Raw genomic sequence first — 18,747 nt, forward strand, 5'->3', positions numbered from 1 at the left:
TGCGGCTACTGACCGGAGACGGTCAGGTCGCCGCGCCGCGGGGCCGCGTACCCCTCCAGGTCGGCCCGGGTCAGTCCGGTCAGCCGGGCCACCTCCGCGATGTCGAGGGCACCGCAGTCCAGCCCGCGCAGCAGATAGCCGCTGAGCGCCTTCGCGGTGGCGGGCTCGTCCATGACGTCACCGCCGACCCTGCCCGCGTACCGGGCGAGCCGGCCTGCGGCCTGTTCGAAGCCCTCGCGGTAGAAGGCGAACACGGCCGCGTACCGGGTCGGGAGGTGGCCGGGGTGCATGTCCCAGCCCTGGTAGTAGGCGCGGGCCAGGGCCCGGCGGGTGAGGCCGTGGTGCAGCCGCCAGGCGTCGTGGACCTTCGCGGTGGGGCCGACCGGCAGCACGTTGGTGGAGCCGTCCGACACCCGTACGCCGGTGCCCGCGGCGGCGACCTGCATGATCGCCTTGGCGTGGTCGGCGGCGGGGTGGTCGCTCGCCTGGTAGGCGGCCGAGACGCCGAGGCAGGCGCTGTAGTCGAAGGTGCCGTAGTGCAGTCCGGTGGCGCGGCCCTCGGCGGCCTGGATCATCCGGGCGACGGTGGCGGTGCCGTCGGTGGCGAGGATGGACTGGCTGGTCTCGATCTGGATCTCGAATCCGAGCCGGCCGGCGTCCAGTCCGTGCGCCTTCTCGAAGGCCTCCAGGAGCCGGACGAACGCGGTGACCTGCTCGGCGTACGTCACCTTGGGCAGGGTCAGCACCAGCCCCTCGGGCAACCCGCCCGCCGCCATCAGGCCGGTGAGAAAGACGTCGAGGGTCCGGATGCCGCGGTCCCGGACGGCCGCCTCCATGCACTTCACGCGGATGCCCATGTACGGCGCCGCCGTGCCGTTCTCGTACGCCCCGGCGATCAGGCGGGCCGCGCGGGCGGCCGTCTCGTCCTCCTCGGCGTCCGGGCGCGGGCCGTAGCCGTCCTCGAAGTCGACCCGCAGGTCCTCGATCGGCTCGCGCTCCAGTTTGGCGCGCACGCGCGCGTACACGGGTTCGGCGAGTTCGTCGGAGAGCCCGAGGACGGCGGCGAAGGACGCGGCGTCCGGGGCGTGTTCGTCCAGGGCGGCGAGGGCCTGGTCACCCCAGGTACGGACGGTGTCGGCGGCGAAGGCGTCACCGGGGACGTAGACGGTGTGCACGGGCTGGCGGGTGCCGGGGTCTCCGGGGTAGCGGCGCTCCAGTTCGGCGTCGACCGGCGCGAGGGAGGCGCTGATCTCCTCGCTGACGGCGCCCGCGAGGCTCGTCGCCACCTGCTCCTGCTGGCCCTGACCCATCCCGCACCCTCCAGTTTTCCGCTCTACGGAATCAACAATCCGTAGAACGAAGCTATCCGTGAAGCTTCCGGATGGTCAACACCCCGTCCACAGCATGAGCCACCGCGTTCATACGGGAGGCGGAGAACCCCTACGCCGTCTTCCACACTCCGGTTCGAACAATCATCCTGGTCCGTCGGGAGGGAACTCACATGCCGGACACCCACAGAATGACGCGTCGTATGGGGCTCAGAACCGCCGTGGCCGCCGCCGTCACCGTGCCGCTGATGGGCACGCTGCCGGCCTCGGCCGCCAAACCGTCCAACCGCCGACTCGAACTCATGACGTTCAACCTGCGCTTCGCCGGCACCACCGAACCCAACAGCTGGGCCACCCGCCGCCCGGTGATGCGCCGCCTGTTACGCCGGGAGGCGCCCACGCTCATCGGCACCCAGGAAGGTCTCTACCAGCAACTGCTCGACATCCACGCCGACCTCGGACCGCACTACGACTGGATCGGCACCGGCCGGGAGGGCGGCAGCCACGACGAGTCCACGGCGGTCTTCTACGACAACCGGCGACTGGCGCCCGTCGAGCACGACACGCTCTGGCTCTCCGACACGCCGAGGGTGATCGGCTCGAACACCTGGGGCGGCGCGCTCCCCCGGATCGTCACCTGGGTCCGCTTCCGCGACCGGACCACCGACGACCGGGAGTTCTATGTCGTCAACACCCACTTCGACCATGTGGGCCAGTACGCGCGCGAGCGGTCGGCGCGGTTCCTCGGCGAGAGGATCGCCGCGTTCGACCGTTCCCTGCCGGTCGTCGTGACGGGCGACTTCAACGCCGCGGCCCATGACAACCCGGCCTACGACATCCTGCTCGCCACGGGACTCGTGGACACCTGGGACGCGGCCCCCGAGCGCACCAAGGCGTACGCCACCTTCCACGGCTACAAACCACTGGTCCCCGGCGGCGACCGGATCGACTGGATCCTCACCACGCCCGGCATCACCGTCCACCGGGCCGCCATCAACACCTACGCCCTGCACGGGCAGTTCCCCAGCGACCATCTGCCGGTGCAGGCGACCGTGACCCTGGGATGAGCCGAGGCCCCCGCGACCGTCGGCACGGTCGCGGGGGCCTCGTACGCCTGGAGCGGGATCAGCCCTTGCGGGCCTTGATCTCCTCGGTGAGGGCGGGGACGACGTCGAAGAGGTCGCCGACGACGCCGTAGTCGACGAGGTCGAAGATCGGGGCCTCGGCGTCCTTGTTGACCGCGACGATGGTCTTCGAGGTCTGCATGCCCGCGCGGTGCTGGATCGCGCCGGAGATGCCGTTGGCGATGTACAGCTGCGGCGAGACGGACTTGCCGGTCTGGCCGACCTGGTTGGTGTGCGGGTACCAGCCCGCGTCCACCGCGGCACGCGAGGCGCCCACGGCCGCACCGAGGGAGTCGGCGAGGGCCTCGATGATCGCGAAGTTGTCGGCGCCGTTGACACCGCGGCCGCCGGAGACCACGATCGCGGCCTCGGTCAGCTCCGGACGCCCGGTCGACTCACGCGGGGTACGGCCGGTCACCTTGGTGCCGGTGGCCTGCGCGGAGAAGGTCACGCTCAGCTCCGACACGTCACCGGCGGCCGGGGCGGCCTCCACGGCGGCGGAGTTGGGCTTGACCGTGATGACCGGGGTGCCCTTGGAGACACGGGACTTGGTGGTGAAGGAGGCGGCGAACACCGACTGGGTGGCCACCGGGCCCTCGTCGCCGGCCTCGAGGTCGACCGCGTCGGTGATGATGCCCGAGCCGATGCGCAGCGCCAGACGGGCGGCGATCTCCTTGCCCTCCGCGGAGGACGGGACCAGGACGGCGGCCGGGGACACAGCCTCGACGGCGGCCTGGAGGGCGTCGACCTTCGGTACGACCAGGTAGTCGGCGTACTCGGAGGCGTCGTGGGTGAGGACCTTGACGGCGCCGTGCTCGGCGAGCGCGGCGGCGGTGTCGGCGGCGCCGTTGCCCAGCGCGACGGCGACCGGCTCACCGACGCGGCGGGCCAGGGTCAGCAGCTCCAGGGTGGGCTTGCGGACGGCACCGTCCACGTGGTCGACGTAGACGAGAACTTCAGCCATGGGAATGCTCTCCTGCGGATTGCGAAGTCTGAGGGGCGGTAAGGGGGTTGAGCCTCAGCGGGCCAGAGCCCTTAGATGAACTTCTGGCTCGCGAGGAACTCGGCGAGCTGCTTGCCGCCCTCGCCCTCGTCCTTGACGATGGTGCCGGCCGTGCGGGCCGGACGCTCCGCGGCGGAGTCGACCTTGGTCCAGGCGCCCTCGAGGCCGACCTGCTCGGCCTCCAGGTCCAGGTCGGACAGGTCCCAGGACTCCACCGGCTTCTTCTTCGCCGCCATGATGCCCTTGAAGGACGGGTAACGCGCCTCGCCCGACTGGTCGGTCACCGAGACCACGGCCGGCAGGGAGGCCTCCAGCTGCTCCGAGGCGGCGTCGCCGTCGCGGCGGCCCTTGACGGTGCCGTCCTCGACGGAGACCTCGGAGAGCAGGGTGACCTGCGGGACGCCCAGGCGCTCGGCCAGCAGGGCCGGGACGACGCCCATGGTGCCGTCGGTGGAGGCCATGCCGGAGATCACCAGGTCGTAGCCGGCCTTCTCGATCGCCTTGGCCAGCACCAGGGAGGTGCCGATGGCGTCGGTGCCATGCAGGTCGTCGTCCTCGACGTGGACGGCCTTGTCGGCGCCCATGGACAGCGCCTTGCGCAGCGCGTCCTTGGCGTCCTCCGGGCCGATGGTCAGGACGGTGACCTCGACGTCGTCGTCGGAGTTCTCCGAGATCTGCAGCGCCTGCTCGACCGCGTACTCGTCGAGCTCGGAGAGCAGACCGTCCACGTCGTCCCGGTCGACGGTCAGGTCATCGGCGAAGTGCCGGTCGCCAGTGGCGTCGGGCACGTACTTCACAGTGACAACGATCCTCAAGCTCACGCCGGCTCTCCTACTGCATCGTCATTTCTCGGCTGCCTCTTGCAGGCAGCATAGGCGCCCCAAGCGGCCGATCCCGGTCGGGGCGGGCTGCGCTCCCGAGCGAAATATTACTCGCCAGTACACCCAGTACGTGCCCGCTAAGCAAGCGCTTTGAACTGTGACCTTTGCAACGCAGCGTAATCGGAACTCGACGGCCTCGCACACCAGCGGGAGGGCCGACGATCCGTTCGGTGCCGGTTCAGTCGCGCAGCCCGTTGAACCGCCCCTGGTGGTACAGCAGTGGCCGGCCCGACCCGGCCGGGTCGCCGATGCGCACCTCGGCCAGCACGATGCGGTGGTCGCCGGCGGGCACGCGCGCGTGCACCCGGCAGACCGTCCAGGCGAGGACGTCGTCGAGGACCGGGACCCCCTCGGGCCCCTCGCGCCAGGCGGTGGGTGCGCCGAAGCGGTCGGCGCCGCTGCGCGCGAAGGTGGCGGCCAGTTCCTCCTGGTGCTCGCCGAGTATGTGCACGCCCACATGCTCGGCCCGGGATATCGCGGGCCAGCTGGAGGCGCCCGTGCCGATCCCGAAGGACAGCATGGGCGGTTCGGCGGAGACCGAGGCGAGGGAGGTGGCGGTGAAGCCGACCGGACCCGCGTCTCCGCGCGCGGTGATCACGGCGACTCCCGCCGCGTGCCGCCGGAAGAGGGAGCGCAGGAGGTCGGGAGAGGCGAGCTGAGGGGTGCCGAGGTCGGAGGTGGCCGTCATGCGGGGTTCCTTCTGCGAGGGCTGGCGAGCGGGACCGTGGCTGCTCAAGAAGCCGGACAGCGCGCGCTCGCGGTGCGGGCCAGGTCGACGTGGACCCGCCCGTACAGAAGGAGTTCCGTAGGCATACGGTCAGGCTGACGATAGGTGCCGTGCACAGTCAAGTACGTTCCGGCATCTGGGAGCTGCCTCACCGTCGGCACACGCGGCGTCAAACCGCCTCCCCGATCGCCGCGATGACGTCGGCCTTGCGCGGCTGTCCGGCGGCCCGCCGCACGACCCGGCCGCGAGCGTCGAGGACCAGCACGGTCGGCGTCTTGAGGATGTCGAGTTCGCGGACCAGGTCGAGGTTCTTCTCGGCGTCGATCTCGACGTGGGTCACTCCCGGGACCATGCCGGCGACCTCGCCGAGTACGCGCCGGGTGGCCCGGCAGGGTGCGCAGAAGGCGCTGGAGAACTGGACGAGCGTGGCGCGTTCACCGAGTTCCTCGCCCAACTCGGCCGCGCCGAGCCTCTTGTCCTCATCGCGCCCGCGCACCCGTACTCTCCCGTTCCGTCGCCGTTGCAGCACCCCGTAGGCACTCGCCGCCGCGAGCACCGCCACGCACACCACAAGTCCGGTCATAACCTGCACAAGCATTCACGAGACTGCAAAGATTCCCGCCTCCCCTAATTCTTTCCCTTGCGGAATGCTTGATTCATGGACATCGATGCAAGGGGGCCGCGCTTCGGCGCGGCGGTGACGACCGTCGTCCTGGCGGCCGTTCTGATCACGGGCAGTGTCTGGCTGCTGGCCTGGCAGACGCTGGCGTTCGCGCTGGGCGCGGCGGGCGGGGTGGGGCGTTCGCCGTACGGCTGGCTGTTCCGCACGGCGGTACGGCCGCGGATCGGACCGCCGACCGAGTTCGAGTCACCCGAACCGCCGCGGTTCGCGCAGGCGGTGGGCCTCGCCTTCGCGGGCCTGGGACTCGTGGGGTACGGGATCGGACCGGAGTGGCTCGGGCTCGCCGCCACCGGTGCGGCGCTCGCGGCGGCCTTTCTCAACGCCACGTTCGGGTACTGCCTGGGTTGCGAGTTGTACCTGCTCGTACGGCGGGTGACGGTACGCGCGGAGTAAAGGCGCTTTAAAAGCCCGAGGTGGATCACAGGGACGACGTGACGAGAATCTCTCGCGCGTCGGGCACCAGGGCTGGCTCCCCGCCCGTTCTTGGGGCACGATCTGCGAGATGCCGTAAACCTACGGCTGCGTAACTTAGTGCCGGGACTCCCTCCCCCGGCAGAGCAGGAAGGGCTCACCCCGCCCATGGCAGAGCTTGTCTACCGTCCCGTCGTCGGATTCGCCCAGGCGCTGTTCAAGGCGTGGGACCTCAAGATCGACTGCAAGGGTTCGGAGAACATCCCGCGCTCGGGCGGCGCCGTGCTGGTGAGCAATCACATCAGCTACCTGGACTTCGTCTTCAACGGCCTGGCCGCGCTCCCGCAGAAGCGTCTCGTGCGTTTCATGGCGAAGGAGTCGGTGTTCCGCCACAAGGTCTCGGGTCCGCTGATGCGCGGGATGAAGCACATCCCGGTCGACCGCAAGCAGGGCGAGACGGCGTACGCCCATGCCCTGGAGTCGCTGCGGTCGGGCGAGATCGTCGGGGTCTTCCCGGAGGCGACGATCTCGCAGTCCTTCACGCTGAAGAGCTTCAAGTCGGGTGCGGCGCGGATGGCGCAGGAGGCGGGCGTCCCCCTGATCCCGATGGCCGTCTGGGGCACCCAGCGGCTGTGGACCAAGGGACACCCGCGCAACTTCAAGCGCAGCCACATCCCGATCACGATCCGGGTCGGTGAGGCGATCGAGGCGTCCAAGGACAAGTACGCCGGAGCCATCACCCGCCAAGTACGGGACCGCGTCAACGAGTTGCTGGAAGCCGCCCAGCGGGCCTACCCCGTCCGCCCGAAGGGGCCGACCGACACATGGTGGATGCCGGCCCACCTCGGAGGCACGGCCCCCACGCCCGAAGAGGTCCGCGCGGCCGAGGCCCGCTAGGACCGCGCACCTGCTGGCGGCGACCGGCGAAGCTGAGGAAGTGTCCAGGTACGCCGCCGCACGGGCACGCGAGCACGGCCTGTGCTGCTTCGATCCGCAGCGAGAGCGCCTCCGGTCGTGAGCTGACCACTCAGGCGCGAGGGCCGTGCGGGCTCACCGGCCGGAGCCGGTCGGCATCCCGAACTGGAGGACGGCCACCACCAGGGTCACCGGTATGGCCAACGCCACGGCCAGCCCGGCCAGGGCACCCCAGGCGGTCAGTCGAGCACTGGTCCTCGCGTAGTCATCGGACTTACCGGGATTCATCGGAGCCGTCCTCGCTTCCTCCAGCGATCTTGCCGCCGACGAACACCACTCCCAGCCCGAGGGCGGCTGCACCGGCGGCCGCCACCAGCTTCATCCCGGCCCCCAGGAACTGCTTGCTCTCGCTGTCCTTCTCGTACACCTGGCGCACGTTCTGGTCGAGGCGGTCATGAAGGGCCTCCCTCTGTTCCCAGGTGAGGTCGTCCCGGCCGAGGTCGGTGCGCAGCGCGTCCCGCTGGTCCTGCGAAGCCTGATAGAAGCGGTTCTGGCTGTTCTCGTTGGCCGCGAGAGTGGACTTGTGGGCCTCCGCCACCGCATCGATATCGGCCTTGCCCAGGTCCTTGAAGGCGGGGAACTGCTCGATGAGCTTGAGCCGCACCTCGGTTGCCATCTCGGGCATCGCCGCCGCGAACCTGATCACCTTGTCCTTCGACAGGTTCCGCCAGTTCGGGATACCCAACTTCCGCTTGAGCTCTGCTTCGTTCACGTCGCCCATACCCCGACTCCGTCCGTCGTCCCGTGCGCATCCCGGATGGTAGCGGTGCCCACCGCCAAGCCATTGCCTCAGCCGGCCGCCGGGACCAGGCCGATCCGTGCCCCCGAACTGAACTTCTCCAGCAGTTCCGCCAGTTCGGTGGCCGCTCTCTCCGCGGCCGCCACCGGCATCGGCGGCAGGCTCTCCAGCAGGAAGACGGCGGAGACCGTCTCCTCCGTGAGGCGGGTGCGGGGGCCCTGGCGCCAGTTCCAGCGTCGGCAGGTGACGCCGGTGTCGTCGCACCACACGACCTCCCCCGCCTCGGGGTGCTCGACGACCTCCTCCCCCGCCGCCACCGTCACGAAGTCCTCGTCACCGGTGGCCCGTACGAGCCGCATGCCGCCCCGGACGCGGTCGAGGTCCTCTCCGCCCACGGGGACGAGGTGGGCGACGCTGATCGCGTTGTAGAGGTCGACCAGGAGGTTGACGCGGGGCAGGCCCGCGCCCGACAGGGCCCTCTTCGCCAGCGCCTCCGCCGAGTTGCGGGTGCGGGACGGCTTCGCGCCGAACGCCGTGTAGACCTCCCGCCAGGCCGCCATGTGCGGGTCCTCGTGCGGGGCGCGCCCGTCCAGTCGTACGGCGAGACGGGCGGCCGCGTCGTCGAGGAGTGCCGAACTGGCGTCGGTGCTGGGCCCGTTGACGAGTCCGTGGGCTTCGACGGCGAGGTGCGTGAAGCCGGGCGCGAGGGCCCGGACCTCGTCGGACACGGTCAGGGAGAGGGTCATGGGGTGCCTCAGAGTGCGACGGGGAGCGTTTTCCAGAGGTGCGGCCGGTCCGGGGCCGCCTTCAGGACGCCCAGGACAGTCGGGTGTGGTTCAGCGTACAGGACCGGATAGTCCATCTCGCTGGACTCCGGTTCGGGCGTGAACGCCAGCCGCTCGCCGTCGAGGGAGAGCTGTGCGTCCACCCCGGGCTTGTTGCCCCGGGGGTCCTGGCGGTGCCAGGCGCCGTTGAACCGCACGGCGACCAGACCGTGCACCACGTCCAGCTTCTGGTAGCAGAGCGCGGTCGGGATGTCCTCGGCGCGCAGCAGGGCGGCCAGCGCGTGGGCCTTGGCGAAGCAGATGCCGGTGCCCTGCTCCAGGACGTCGGACGCCCGCCAGGTGACGCGGAGGTCGCCGGAATCCTGGGAGTGCGGGATGGTGTCGCGCACGAACTCGAAGGCCAGCCGCGCATAGGCATACGAGTCATCGGCCTTCCGGGCGAGACGTGCGGCCGTGTCGCGCACCAGTGGATGGTGATGGTCGATCACCTCGTCAGCCATCAAGTACGCGGAAAGGTCGGGGGTGTTCTGGGTCAGCTCCATGACGGCAGAGCATAGGAATGCGATCACCCGACAGTCAATGACTTTTCAGGTGACCGCATATCTATGCACAGCTCGTCAGCGCGCCATCTCCTCCTTCAGCGCCGCCACGAACGTGTCCACGTCCTCCTCGGTGGTGTCGAAGGCGCACATCCAGCGGACGTCGCCCGCGGCCTCGTCCCAGAAGTAGAAGCGGAAGCGCTTCTGGAGCCGCTCGCTCACGTCGTGCGGCAACCGCGCGAAGACCCCGTTGGCCTGCACCGGGTAGAGGATCTCCACCCCGTGGACCGCGCGCACGCCCTCGGCCAGGCGCTGGGCCATCTCGTTGGCGTGGCGGGCGTTGCGCAGCCACAGGTCCTTGGCGAGCAGGGCCTCCAACTGCACGGACACGAACCGCATCTTGGAGGCGAGCTGCATCGACAGCTTGCGCAGGTGCTTCATGTGGGAGACCGCGTCCTGGTTGATCACCACGACCGCCTCGCCGAACAACGCGCCGTTCTTCGTGCCACCCAGGGAGAGGATGTCGACGCCGACCGCGTTGGTGAACGTCCGCATCGGGACGTCCAGGGACGCTGCCGCGTTGGCTATGCGGGAGCCGTCCAGGTGCACCTTCATGCCACGCGCGTGCGCGTGCTCGCAGATCGCGCGGATCTCGTCCGGCGTGTAGAGCGTGCCGAGCTCCGTGGACTGGGTGATCGAGACGGCCTGCGGCATCGCACGGTGCTCGTCCTCCCAGCCGTACGCCTGCCGGTCGATCAGCTCGGGAGTGAGCTTCCCGTCCGGCGTCGGCACGGTGAGCAGCTTCAGGCCGCCCATCCGCTCGGGGGCGCCGCCCTCGTCGACGTTGATGTGCGCGCTCTCGGCGCAGATCACCGCGCCCCAGCGGTCGGTGACCGCCTGGAGTGCGACGACGTTGGCGCCGGTGCCGTTGAAGACCGGGAACGCCTCGGCCGTGGCCCCGAAGTGGCTGCGGATGATCCCCTGGAGGTGCTCGGTGTAGTCGTCCTCGCCGTACGCGACCTGGTGCCCGCCGTTGGCCAGGGCCAGGGCGGCGAGCACCTCCGGATGGGCCCCGGCGTAGTTGTCGCTGGCGAAGCCGCGGACCTGCGGGTCGTGACGGCGGCGCGCCTGCGTGAAAGCGGTCGGGTTCACGGCTTCTCGGTCAGCCACAGACGGTTTCCGTTCACTTCGGCGGCGGGCTTCTCCCAGACACCGGCGATGGCCTCGGCCAGATCCCTGACGTCGGTGAAACCCGCGAACTTCGCGTTGGGCCGCTCCGCGCGCATGGCCTCGTGCACCAGTGCCTTCACCACCAGGATCGCAGCCGCGGACGTCGGCCCGTCGGCGCCCCCGGCCTTGCGGAAGGCGTCGGCGAGGGCGAGCGTCCAGGCCTCGGCGGCGGCCTTGGCGGCGGCGTACGAGGCGTTGCCCGCGGTCGGCTTCGTCGCACCGGCGGCGCTGATCAGGACGTAACGGCCTCGGTCGCTGCGCTGGAGGCCCTCGTAGAAGGCCAGCGAGGTGTGCTGCACGGTGCGGACGAGCAGCAGCTCCAGGAAGTCCCAGTCGTCCAGGCTCGACTTGATGAAGGTCTCGCTGCCGCGCCAGCCGCCGACGAGGTGGACCAGGCCGTCGACCCGGCCGAAGTCCTTCTCGATGTGCATGGCCCAGTCGCGGGTGGAGTCCAGGTCGAGCAGGTCGACCGGTTCCCCGGTGACGGTCGCGCCGCCGGACGCGTAGCGGGCCGCGTCCACGGCCTCCGCGAGACGCTCCGGGTCGTTGTCCGCGCCGACGACGGTCGCGCCCGCCTCGGCCAGTCGCAGCAGCGCCGCGCGGCCCGCGGGCCCGCCCGCGCCGGCCACCGCGATCACCGCACCGCTGAGAGCTCCGTTCCCCACCATGCGCTTCGCCTCCTGAGCTGTTGTGGTGCGGTCGCTCACGCGGCGACCCGCTCGGCACTCTCCGCCGTGATGCCCCGAGTGGAGGCGATCACGTTCTTCAGCTTCTTGGAGAGGGCCTCATAGAACATGCTCAGCGGAAACTCGTCCGGAAGCACGTCATCGACGAGTTTCCGCGGCGGCAGCGTCAGGTCGAGGGCGTCGGGACCCTTGGCCCACTTGGAGCCCGGGTGCGGGGCGAGGTACCGGGAGACCAGGTCGTAGGCGGCGAACCAGTGGACGAGCTTCGGGCGGTCGATGCCGGCCCGGTAGAGGTCCTCGATCTCGGCACACAGCTGGTTGGTGACCTGCGGGGCGCGCTGCCAGTCGATGAACAGCTTGTTGTCGGTCCAGCGCACCACGTCGTGCTTGTGCAGGTAGGCGAAGAGGAGCTGGCCGCCGAGGCCGTCGTAGTTGCGGACCCGCTCGCCGGTGACCGGGAAGCGGAACATGCGGTCGAAGAGGACCGCGTACTGCACGTCACGGGCCTGCGGGACGCCGTCCTCCTGGAGCTTCACGGCCTCCTTGAAGGCGGTGAGGTCGCAGCGCAGCTCTTCGAGGCCGTACATCCAGAACGGCTGGCGCTGCTTGATCATGAACGGGTCGAAGGGCAGGTCGCCGTGGCTGTGGGTGCGGTCGTGGACCATGTCCCACAGGACGAAGGCCTCCTCGCAGCGCTTCTGGTCGTGGACCATCGCGGCGATGTCCTCGGGCAGCTCCAGGCCCAGGATGCCGACCGCGGCGTCGGTGACCCGGCGGAAGCGGGCGGCCTCGCGGTCGCAGAAGATCCCGCCCCAGGAGAAGCGTTCCGGCGCCTCGCGCACGGCGATGGTCTCCGGGAAGAGGACGGCGGAGTTGGTGTCGTAACCGGCCGTGAAGTCCTCGAACTTGATGCCGCAGAACAGCGGGTTGTCGTAGCGCGTGCGCTCCAGCTCGGCCAGCCAGTCGGGCCAGACCATGCGCAGCACGACCGCCTCCAGGTTGCGGTCGGGGTTGCCGTTCTGCGTGTACATCGCGAAGACGACCAGGTGCTGGAGGCCGTCCGCGCGGTTCGCGGCGGGCTGGAAGGCCAGCAGGGAGTCCAGGAAGTCGGGCACCGCGAAGCCGCCCTCGGCCCAGCGCCTCAGGTCCTTCACGAGGGCCGCGTGGTAGTCGGCGTCGTGCGGCAGCAGGGGGGACAGCTCCTCCACGGCCTCCACGACACGCCGTACGGCTTCCTCGGCCTCCGCGCGCCCGGGGGCGCCCTCGGCCTCGAAGTCGATCGACCCGTCCTTGGACTGCCATGGCCGGATCCGCTCCACGGCATCCTTGAGCACGGGCCATGCCGGGTGCTCCACCACCCTGGTCACGGGAGGAACCTGGTCCCCCGAAGCCGCCTGCACAAGAATTTCCGTCATGTCCCATCCTCCACGGGAGAAGCTCGCGTACGAAGACCGTATACATACGAGCTTCCGCCCAGCAAGAGCGGTTACGGGAAGTTATCCTGCCCAACCCAATGGTCACCGAACTTTTTCCTGCCGCCTGCCATGAACACCGCGATTCCGGGTAGTGATACCGCTTCCCCTCACGTCACCGCGATCCCTCGTGTACGCACGGGTCCATCACACGGTGTAGCCGTTAGGCTGCGGCTCACCGAGCCGCCGTCGACGGAAGCGAGTTGAACCTTGAACTTCCTTACCATCGGTCATCGCGGAGTCATGGGTACCGAACCCGAGAACACCCTCCGTTCCTTCGTCGCCGCCCAGCAGGCCGGCCTCGACGTCATCGAACTCGATCTGCATCTGAGCAAGGACGGCGCCCTCGTCGTCATGCACGACACCCACGTGGACCGCACGACCGACGGAACCGGCCCGATCGCCGAGAAGACCCTCACCGAACTGCGCGCCCTGGACGCCGGGCGCGGGGAACAGGTGCCGGTGTTCGAGGAGGTGCTTGACACCGTCCGCTCGCCGCTCCAGGCGGAGATCAAGGACATCGCGGCGGCCCGGGCCCTGGCCGAGGTCATGATCCGGCGCGACCTGGTCTCCCGGGTGGAGGTGTCCTCGTTCCACGACGAGGCGATCGCCGAGATCGGCCGGCTGGTGCCCGGCGTCCGGACCGCGCTCATCGGCAGCCGGTTCGGCCCCAACATCGTGGAGCGCGCCGTCGAGGCCGGCGCCGGGACCGTCTGCCTCAACATCCGCCGGCTGACCCTGGAGGTCGTGGAGGCGGCCCGCAAGGCGGACTTGAAGATCATCGGCTGGGTGGTGAACACCCAGGACCACCTGCGCCTGGTGCGCGCCCTGGAGCTGGACGGCGCCACGACCGACTACCCGGAGATCAAGCGCACCGGCCGCTTCACCGCCTGAGGCCGGGCAGGAACGTCACACCAACGGCTTGACCAGCAGCTCGAACCGGAGGTCGTCGCGCTGCGGAATGCCGAAGCGCTCGTCGCCGTACGGGAAGGGCGTCATCTTTCCCGTACGGCGGTAGCCGCGCCGCTCGTACCAGGCGATGAGGTCGTCGCGCACCGAGATCACCGTCATGTGCATCTCGGTGACGCCCCAGGCCTCCCGGACGATCCGCTCCGCCTCCGCGATGATCACCTTGCCGAGGCCGCCGCCCTGGAGCGTGGGGCTGACCGCGAACATCCCGAAGTACGCGTAGGTGCCCCGGTGTTCGAGCTGGCAGCAGGCGACCACCCGCCCGTCCCGCTCCACCGTCAGCAGCCGGCTGTCCGGCGACTTGATGACCGCGAGCACTCCCTCCGGGTCGGTGCGCTGTCCCTCCAGGATGTCCGCCTCGGTCGTCCACCCGGCCCGGCTGTCGTCCCCCCGGTACGCCGACTCGACCAACGCGACGAGGGTGTCCACGTCGGCGTCGGTGGCGTCACGGAAGGTGAGTCCGGTGGCGGTCTCCATTGGGCGCATCTCCACTTCGGGGGCACGGCTCGGGCACGGTTGAGAGTAACCCCCCCGGCTAGGCTCGCCCGCATGGTGCACGTACTGAGCGGCCGCGTCCTGCTGCGGCCCACCGATCCGGAGCGTTCCCGCGTCTTCTACGGCGATCAGCTGGGCCTCGCCGTGTACCGCGAGTTCGGTACGGGGCCGGAGCGGGGCACGGTCTACTTCCTCGGCGGTGGCTTCCTGGAACTGTCGGGACGCTCCGAGGCCGCGCCCGCCGCGGACGTCCGGCTGTGGCTCCAGGTCCCGGACGTGACCGCGGCCCACGAGGAGCTGCTCGCCAAGGGGGTCGAGATCGTACGGCCGCCGGTGAAGGAGCCGTGGGGGCTGGTCGAGATGTGGGTGGCGGACCCGGACGGGACGCCGATCGTGCTGGTGGAGGTGCCGGCGGACCATCCGATCCGGTACCGGCCCGGGATCTGACCCGCTCTGCACACACGCGACGCCGTCCGTTCCCCTCCCTTGGATATGCTCCGCCGACCGCTGTCGCCCCCGAGGGCGTCGAGCAGTGGAGGAGCACATGAGCGTGGACGTGAACGCCCCGGCCTGGCACCGGCAGCGGTGGGCGGCCAGGGTGTCGCTGACGACGGCCGCTCTCGCCGTCCTGCTGCCGCTCGGCCTCGGCGGGTTCCGCGGTGTGCTGCTGCTGGCGGTCGGATTCGTCGCCGCGGCCGTCACGGCGGCGGCACTGTGGTGGACCCTGACCCGGCGCGGTCCGGAGCGCTGGCTGGCGGCCGTGGTCGCGGTCGTCACGCCCACCGCCGTCGTCGTGCTGTTCGCGGTGACCCTGGGCCGGGCGCTCCTGCTGTCCCTTGCGCTGTGGGCCGTGGCCGTGTGGAGCGGGCGGTACGCGCTGCGCAGCACCGGCCGCCTTCCCCGGCGGATGAAGGAGCACCGGGCGCGGTCGGTGGAGCGGCCCTTCCTGATCATGAACCCCCGCTCCGGCGGCGGGAAGGTCGAGCGGTTCGGGCTGAAGGAGAAGGCCGAGCGGCTGGGGGCCAGGGTCGTGCTGCTGGATGCGGACGAGCAGCAGGACGTGACCGCGCTGGCGCGGGAGGCCGTGGCCCGGGGCGCGGACCTGCTGGGGGTCGCGGGCGGGGACGGTACCCAGGCGCTGGTCGCCGCCGTCGCCGCGGAGCACGACCTGCCGTTCCTGGTCATCTCGGCCGGTACCCGCAACCACTTCGCCATGGACCTCGGCCTCGACCGCACCGACCCCTCGACCTGCCTGGACGCGCTCACCGACGGGGTCGAGCTGCGGGTGGACCTGGGTTTCGCCGGGGACCATCCGTTCGTCAACAACGCCTCCTTCGGGGCCTACGCGGCGGTCGTGCAGAGTCCCGCCTACCGCGACGACAAGATCGGCACCACGCTGGAGCTGCTGCCCGATCTGCTCACCCGCCAGCGTGGCCCGCATCTGACCGCGCGGGTCGGTGACACGACCCTCGACGGACCGCAGGCGGTGCTGGTGAGCAACAACGCGTACCGCACCGGCGACCCCGCGGGACTCGGCCGGCGCCGACGCCTCGACTCCGGGCAGCTCGGCGTGCTCGGCGTGAAGGTGGACAGCGCGGCCGAGGCGGCGGCCCTGCTGCTCGCCCCCGATCCGCAGGGGCTCGTGGTGCTGTCCGCACGAGAGGCGGTCGTCGATGCCGACCGACCGGAGATCGAGGTCGGCGTCGACGGCGAGGCCCTGATCCTGCCCACGCCGGTCCACTGCCGCATCGTCCCCGGGGCGCTGCGGGTCCGCGTGCCGCGGAGACGACCAGGTGTGCCGGCGGTACAACCCCGCCTGAACTGGCGGAGGTTGCGGAAACTGGCGGCGACCGCGGGACGCGGGTGAGGCGGGGCCGCCTGCTCAGCGCGGCTCAGTCCTCGACCGGCTCGTAGTCGAACCAGTCGAAGCGGACCGTGCCGAGCGTGGCGTAGGTGCCGATGACCCGGCCGGTGAAGCCGCCGGCGACCTCGGTGGAGAGGTAGCGGCCGTCGAGGACGGCCAGTTCGGTGTGTCCGCCGTCCGCGTCCTCCACGCCGAGGGTGACGGTGTCCGGTCCCTGGCGTGGATCGGTGACCTTCCGGGTGGCGGTCACATCGACCCTGAGCACGACCGGGCCGGCCGGCGTCGGGTGGGAGGCGACCACCGTGCGCAGTGTGCCGACGCGGGCGATCACCCGTACCTGGCCGGGTTCCGCCTCGATCTCGTAGTGGTGCCGCTCGTCGAGACGGACGGCCAGTCCGCCGCGCCCGTCGGACGGGTCGGCGAGGACACGGGCGCGGCACGAGAGGTGCTGCTGGCGGCGGCCGAGGAAGGTGGCCTCGGGATCGTCGAGGGAGTCCCCGCGGGCGCGCAGCGTCAGCCAGCCGGGCCGCTCCCCGGTGGTGCAGTGCGCGGTGGAACGCGAGCGCGGTGAGATCCAGCCGTGGGCGAGTTCACCGGAGTCGAAGTCGTCCCGGACCGCCTCCACCGCGGGTTCGTGCAGCGGCCACGGCGGCGCGGCCATGTCGAGAGCAACCTCGCCGACGACCGGCCAGTCGTCGACCCAGGTCACCGGGGCGAGGAAGGTCTCGCGGCCGAGGACGTGCCAGCCGGGGGTGCCGCCCTGGGGCCGCACGCCGAGGAACACCATCCACCACGAGCCGTCAGGACCCTGGACGAGGTCCCCGTGACCGGTGTTCTGGACGGGGTGGTCGGTGCCGCGATGGGTCAGGACCGGGTTGTCGGGGCACGGCTCGAAGGGCCCGTCGGGGGTGCGACCACGGGCGATCGAGACGCCGTGGCACCGCTCGGTGCCGCCCTCGGCGATGAGCAGGTACCAGTAGTCGCCGATCCGGTACAGGTGCGGTGCCTCGGGGGCCTTGGCGCCGGGGGCACCGGACCACAGGCGCCGCGGTTCGCCGATCGTCTCCCCGGTGAGCGGGTCGATGCGGTACTGGCTGACGCCCGCGACCGTGCACCGGCAGGTGCCGTCGTCGTCCCAGGCGAGGTCCGGGTCGATGCCGTGCACCCCGGGCAGCCGGATCGGATCGGACCAGGGGCCGGCCGGGTCGGTGGCGGTGAACAGCATGTTGCCGTCGGCGCTGACGTTGGTGACGATCAGCCAGAAGCGGCCGTCGTGGTGGCGCAGGGTGGGCGCGTACAGCCCGCCGGAGGAGGCCGCGCCGGGCGCCAGCCGCAGTTGCTCCGGCCGGTCGAGCGCGTTGCCGATGTGAGTCCAGTGCACCAGGTCGCGGCTGTGGAAGAGGGGCACGCCCGGGAAGTACTCGAAGCTGGAGCACGCGAGGTAGTAGTCCTCGCCCACCCGGCAGATGCTCGGATCGGGGTGGAACCCCGGGATCACGGGGTTGCTGACGGTCCGCGCAGGCGTGCTCGACAAGGCGAGTCCTTTCGGTGGGCCTCTCCGCACCCGGCTCGCACCGGGAGAAACTGTCGCCCCTTCAGGCGGATAGTTTCCAGCGGAGGTTAGCGAGACGCCTCGACCATGGTCAACGGTCCCTACGGCGTGGACCGGCGCCGTCAGCTCTTGGGCGGGGCGGTGCTGCCGCGGACCGTCAGGGTGGTCGCGAGTTCCAGGCCGGCCTGGGGTGCCCGCTCGCCGCGGCCGAGGGTGAGGGCCAGCTCGGTCGCGGCCACGGCCATCTCGGTCAGGGGCTGGTGGACGGTGGTGAGCGGCGGGTCCACCCAGGCGACGACCGGCAGATCGTCGAATCCGACCACGCTCAGATCGTCGGGGACGCGCAGACCGGCGTCGCGCGCCGCCTGGTAGACGCCGAGGGCCTGGAGGTCGTTGGCGGTGAAGATCGCCGTGGGCCGTTCGGGCCGGGCCAGCAGGGCGCGCGCCGCGTCGCAGCCGTCCTCGCGGGTCAGCGCGGTGTGCACGACGAGCTCCGGATCGACGGTCAGTCCGGCGGCCCCGAGCGCGGAGCGGTAGCCGTCCAGCCGTGCGGCGCAGCACAGTTGGCCCTCGGGGCCGCTGATCATGGCGATGCGCCGGTGCCCGAGCTCGGTGAGGTGCCGGGTCGCGGCACGGCCGCCGGACCAGTTGGTGGCGCCCACGTACGGGACGTCGTCCGGCAGCTCCACGACGGGGTCGAAGACGACGAACGGAATGCCCTTCGCGGTCAGTTGGGCGCGCTCGGCCGCCGAGAGCTGTGCCACGGACAGCACGCAGTTCGGGCGCCGGGACACGGTGTCCTCCCAGGCCGGTGCGGCACCGTCGTGCAGGCCGAACTCCGACACCATGAGGCCGACGCGGTGTTGGCGGGCCACCCGCTCCACGCCGCGGATGATCTCGACGGCCCACATGTCCTTGAGTTCGCGGAAGACGAGTTCGACGACGTTGCTGCGCTGGGATCCGGGCTTGCGGTAGCCGTACCGCTCGATCAGCTCCTCGACCCGGGCGCGGGTGTCCGCCGAGACCCCCGACTTGCCGTTGAGCACCTTGGAGACGGTCGGAACGGACACTCCCGCGGTCTCGGCGATGTACGCGATGGTGACCGACTTCGGCGCTTCGCTCCGCTCGCGCTCCTGATCGGTCGGACCGGCTGCTGCGTTGTCCGCCAAGGTGACCTTCCCGATCGTCGAACCGCTCGAAGGGCGCCACGGACGCCCCGGCTCATTCTGGCACCTCCTGTCGGCACGCCTGTGGCCTCCGACAGAGCTTCCTGTTAATTTCTCTG

21 protein-coding genes are annotated in these 18,747 nt (G+C 70.6%); 6 read left to right on the forward strand and 15 right to left on the reverse strand.

The window, feature by feature from the left end:
- Window positions 1–5 precede the first annotated feature (5 nt).
- A complete protein-coding gene (locus tag AC2XR2_RS04720) occupies window positions 6–1,310 on the reverse strand; it encodes a DUF6986 family protein (protein WP_491514361.1) in 1,305 nt (434 codons plus the stop codon).
- A gap of 191 nt (window positions 1,311–1,501) precedes the next feature.
- Here AC2XR2_RS04720 and AC2XR2_RS04725 point away from each other — a divergent pair, with 191 nt between their 5' ends.
- A complete protein-coding gene (locus AC2XR2_RS04725; protein WP_491514362.1) occupies window positions 1,502–2,395 on the forward strand; it encodes an endonuclease/exonuclease/phosphatase family protein in 894 nt (297 codons plus the stop codon).
- A gap of 58 nt (window positions 2,396–2,453) precedes the next feature.
- Here the strand turns inward: AC2XR2_RS04725 and AC2XR2_RS04730 are convergent, their stop codons facing one another.
- From AC2XR2_RS04730 to AC2XR2_RS04745, 4 genes are all read right to left on the reverse strand, one after another.
- Window positions 2,454–3,416: an electron transfer flavoprotein subunit alpha/FixB family protein gene (locus AC2XR2_RS04730; protein WP_330268631.1), complete on the reverse strand. Its 963-nt coding sequence runs from the start codon at window positions 3,414–3,416 to the stop codon at window positions 2,454–2,456.
- Window positions 3,417–3,487: 71 nt separating this feature from the next.
- Complete coding sequence (locus tag AC2XR2_RS04735) at window positions 3,488–4,276, reverse strand: electron transfer flavoprotein subunit beta/FixA family protein (protein ID WP_330268630.1); 789 nt, start codon at window positions 4,274–4,276, stop codon at window positions 3,488–3,490.
- Between the two features lie 238 nt (window positions 4,277–4,514).
- Window positions 4,515–5,024, reverse strand: coding sequence for a flavin reductase family protein (locus tag AC2XR2_RS04740; protein WP_381302242.1), 510 nt, complete (start codon window positions 5,022–5,024; stop codon window positions 4,515–4,517).
- Between the two features lie 208 nt (window positions 5,025–5,232).
- Window positions 5,233–5,646 carry a TlpA family protein disulfide reductase gene (locus AC2XR2_RS04745; protein WP_330269805.1) on the reverse strand — a complete coding sequence of 138 codons (414 nt, stop codon included), beginning with the start codon at window positions 5,644–5,646 and terminating at the stop codon, window positions 5,233–5,235.
- A 75-nt stretch (window positions 5,647–5,721) separates the two neighbouring features.
- Here AC2XR2_RS04745 and AC2XR2_RS04750 point away from each other — a divergent pair, with 75 nt between their 5' ends.
- Together AC2XR2_RS04750 and AC2XR2_RS04755 are read left to right on the forward strand one after the other, a co-directional pair.
- Window positions 5,722–6,138 carry a DUF4395 domain-containing protein gene (locus tag AC2XR2_RS04750; protein ID WP_330268628.1) on the forward strand — a complete coding sequence of 139 codons (417 nt, stop codon included), beginning with the start codon at window positions 5,722–5,724 and terminating at the stop codon, window positions 6,136–6,138.
- Window positions 6,139–6,324: 186 nt separating this feature from the next.
- Window positions 6,325–7,053, forward strand: coding sequence for a lysophospholipid acyltransferase family protein (locus AC2XR2_RS04755; RefSeq protein WP_381302240.1), 729 nt, complete (start codon window positions 6,325–6,327; stop codon window positions 7,051–7,053).
- Between the two features lie 153 nt (window positions 7,054–7,206).
- On the opposite strand, the gene AC2XR2_RS04760 is transcribed toward AC2XR2_RS04755, so the two are convergent.
- The 7 genes from AC2XR2_RS04760 to AC2XR2_RS04790 all read right to left on the reverse strand — a co-directional run bounded on the left by AC2XR2_RS04760 (window position 7,207) and on the right by AC2XR2_RS04790 (window position 12,525).
- Entirely contained in the window at window positions 7,207–7,359 is a 153-nt protein-coding gene (locus tag AC2XR2_RS04760; protein WP_449352823.1) for a hypothetical protein, read from the reverse strand.
- Complete coding sequence (locus AC2XR2_RS04765; RefSeq protein WP_381302236.1) at window positions 7,346–7,852, reverse strand: hypothetical protein; 507 nt, start codon at window positions 7,850–7,852, stop codon at window positions 7,346–7,348. The genes AC2XR2_RS04760 and AC2XR2_RS04765 overlap by 14 nt, the downstream gene beginning before the upstream one ends.
- A gap of 68 nt (window positions 7,853–7,920) precedes the next feature.
- Window positions 7,921–8,616: a B3/B4 domain-containing protein gene (locus AC2XR2_RS04770; protein ID WP_491514363.1), complete on the reverse strand. Its 696-nt coding sequence runs from the start codon at window positions 8,614–8,616 to the stop codon at window positions 7,921–7,923.
- Window positions 8,617–8,624: 8 nt separating this feature from the next.
- A complete protein-coding gene (locus AC2XR2_RS04775) occupies window positions 8,625–9,197 on the reverse strand; it encodes a transglutaminase domain-containing protein (protein ID WP_491514364.1) in 573 nt (190 codons plus the stop codon).
- A 75-nt stretch (window positions 9,198–9,272) separates the two neighbouring features.
- Entirely contained in the window at window positions 9,273–10,346 is a 1,074-nt protein-coding gene (locus AC2XR2_RS04780) for a threonine aldolase family protein (RefSeq protein ID WP_330268622.1), read from the reverse strand.
- A complete protein-coding gene (locus AC2XR2_RS04785) occupies window positions 10,343–11,092 on the reverse strand; it encodes an SDR family NAD(P)-dependent oxidoreductase (protein ID WP_449352825.1) in 750 nt (249 codons plus the stop codon). The genes AC2XR2_RS04780 and AC2XR2_RS04785 overlap by 4 nt, the downstream gene beginning before the upstream one ends.
- Window positions 11,093–11,127: 35 nt before the next feature.
- Entirely contained in the window at window positions 11,128–12,525 is a 1,398-nt protein-coding gene (locus AC2XR2_RS04790) for a DUF6421 family protein (RefSeq protein WP_491514365.1), read from the reverse strand.
- A gap of 267 nt (window positions 12,526–12,792) precedes the next feature.
- Here AC2XR2_RS04790 and AC2XR2_RS04795 point away from each other — a divergent pair, with 267 nt between their 5' ends.
- Complete coding sequence (locus AC2XR2_RS04795; RefSeq protein ID WP_491514366.1) at window positions 12,793–13,476, forward strand: glycerophosphodiester phosphodiesterase; 684 nt, start codon at window positions 12,793–12,795, stop codon at window positions 13,474–13,476.
- Window positions 13,477–13,491: 15 nt separating this feature from the next.
- On the opposite strand, the gene AC2XR2_RS04800 is transcribed toward AC2XR2_RS04795, so the two are convergent.
- Window positions 13,492–14,028, reverse strand: coding sequence for a GNAT family N-acetyltransferase (locus tag AC2XR2_RS04800; protein WP_381302228.1), 537 nt, complete (start codon window positions 14,026–14,028; stop codon window positions 13,492–13,494).
- 72 nt (window positions 14,029–14,100) lie between these two features.
- On the opposite strand from AC2XR2_RS04800, the gene AC2XR2_RS04805 reads away from it, so the two are divergent.
- Together AC2XR2_RS04805 and AC2XR2_RS04810 are read left to right on the forward strand one after the other, a co-directional pair.
- Window positions 14,101–14,493 carry a VOC family protein gene (locus AC2XR2_RS04805; RefSeq protein WP_381302227.1) on the forward strand — a complete coding sequence of 131 codons (393 nt, stop codon included), beginning with the start codon at window positions 14,101–14,103 and terminating at the stop codon, window positions 14,491–14,493.
- Between the two features lie 97 nt (window positions 14,494–14,590).
- Window positions 14,591–15,913 carry a diacylglycerol/lipid kinase family protein gene (locus AC2XR2_RS04810; protein ID WP_491514367.1) on the forward strand — a complete coding sequence of 441 codons (1,323 nt, stop codon included), beginning with the start codon at window positions 14,591–14,593 and terminating at the stop codon, window positions 15,911–15,913.
- Window positions 15,914–15,938: 25 nt separating this feature from the next.
- Here the strand turns inward: AC2XR2_RS04810 and AC2XR2_RS04815 are convergent, their stop codons facing one another.
- Together AC2XR2_RS04815 and AC2XR2_RS04820 are read right to left on the reverse strand one after the other, a co-directional pair.
- Entirely contained in the window at window positions 15,939–17,444 is a 1,506-nt protein-coding gene (locus AC2XR2_RS04815; RefSeq protein ID WP_491514368.1) for a glycoside hydrolase family 43 protein, read from the reverse strand.
- Between the two features lie 140 nt (window positions 17,445–17,584).
- Window positions 17,585–18,631, reverse strand: a complete 1,047-nt coding sequence (locus tag AC2XR2_RS04820) for a LacI family DNA-binding transcriptional regulator (RefSeq protein ID WP_491514369.1) — start codon at window positions 18,629–18,631, stop codon at window positions 17,585–17,587.
- Window positions 18,632–18,747: the final 116 nt, after the last annotated feature.

This window comes from Streptomyces sp. LS-MS-L19 (assembly GCF_058382285.1).

What these genes read in the sequence shown, in the direction of transcription:
- AC2XR2_RS04760 (WP_449352823.1), bottom strand. Translation starts at nt 7,359, where the DNA reads ATGAATCCCGGTAAGTCCGATGACTACGCGAGGACCAGTGCTCGACTG.
- AC2XR2_RS04720 (WP_491514361.1), bottom strand. Translation starts at nt 1,310, where the DNA reads ATGGGTCAGGGCCAGCAGGAGCAGGTGGCGACGAGCCTCGCGGGCGCC.
- AC2XR2_RS04770 (WP_491514363.1), bottom strand. Translation starts at nt 8,616, where the DNA reads ATGACCCTCTCCCTGACCGTGTCCGACGAGGTCCGGGCCCTCGCGCCC.
- AC2XR2_RS04805 (WP_381302227.1), top strand. Translation starts at nt 14,101, where the DNA reads ATGGTGCACGTACTGAGCGGCCGCGTCCTGCTGCGGCCCACCGATCCG.
- AC2XR2_RS04765 (WP_381302236.1), bottom strand. Translation starts at nt 7,852, where the DNA reads ATGGGCGACGTGAACGAAGCAGAGCTCAAGCGGAAGTTGGGTATCCCG.
- AC2XR2_RS04800 (WP_381302228.1), bottom strand. Translation starts at nt 14,028, where the DNA reads ATGGAGACCGCCACCGGACTCACCTTCCGTGACGCCACCGACGCCGAC.
- AC2XR2_RS04810 (WP_491514367.1), top strand. Translation starts at nt 14,591, where the DNA reads ATGAGCGTGGACGTGAACGCCCCGGCCTGGCACCGGCAGCGGTGGGCG.
- AC2XR2_RS04745 (WP_330269805.1), bottom strand. Translation starts at nt 5,646, where the DNA reads ATGACCGGACTTGTGGTGTGCGTGGCGGTGCTCGCGGCGGCGAGTGCC.
- AC2XR2_RS04750 (WP_330268628.1), top strand. Translation starts at nt 5,722, where the DNA reads ATGGACATCGATGCAAGGGGGCCGCGCTTCGGCGCGGCGGTGACGACC.
- AC2XR2_RS04740 (WP_381302242.1), bottom strand. Translation starts at nt 5,024, where the DNA reads ATGACGGCCACCTCCGACCTCGGCACCCCTCAGCTCGCCTCTCCCGAC.
- AC2XR2_RS04785 (WP_449352825.1), bottom strand. Translation starts at nt 11,092, where the DNA reads ATGGTGGGGAACGGAGCTCTCAGCGGTGCGGTGATCGCGGTGGCCGGC.
- AC2XR2_RS04730 (WP_330268631.1), bottom strand. Translation starts at nt 3,416, where the DNA reads ATGGCTGAAGTTCTCGTCTACGTCGACCACGTGGACGGTGCCGTCCGC.
- AC2XR2_RS04775 (WP_491514364.1), bottom strand. Translation starts at nt 9,197, where the DNA reads ATGGAGCTGACCCAGAACACCCCCGACCTTTCCGCGTACTTGATGGCT.
- AC2XR2_RS04725 (WP_491514362.1), top strand. Translation starts at nt 1,502, where the DNA reads ATGCCGGACACCCACAGAATGACGCGTCGTATGGGGCTCAGAACCGCC.
- AC2XR2_RS04790 (WP_491514365.1), bottom strand. Translation starts at nt 12,525, where the DNA reads ATGACGGAAATTCTTGTGCAGGCGGCTTCGGGGGACCAGGTTCCTCCC.
- AC2XR2_RS04755 (WP_381302240.1), top strand. Translation starts at nt 6,325, where the DNA reads ATGGCAGAGCTTGTCTACCGTCCCGTCGTCGGATTCGCCCAGGCGCTG.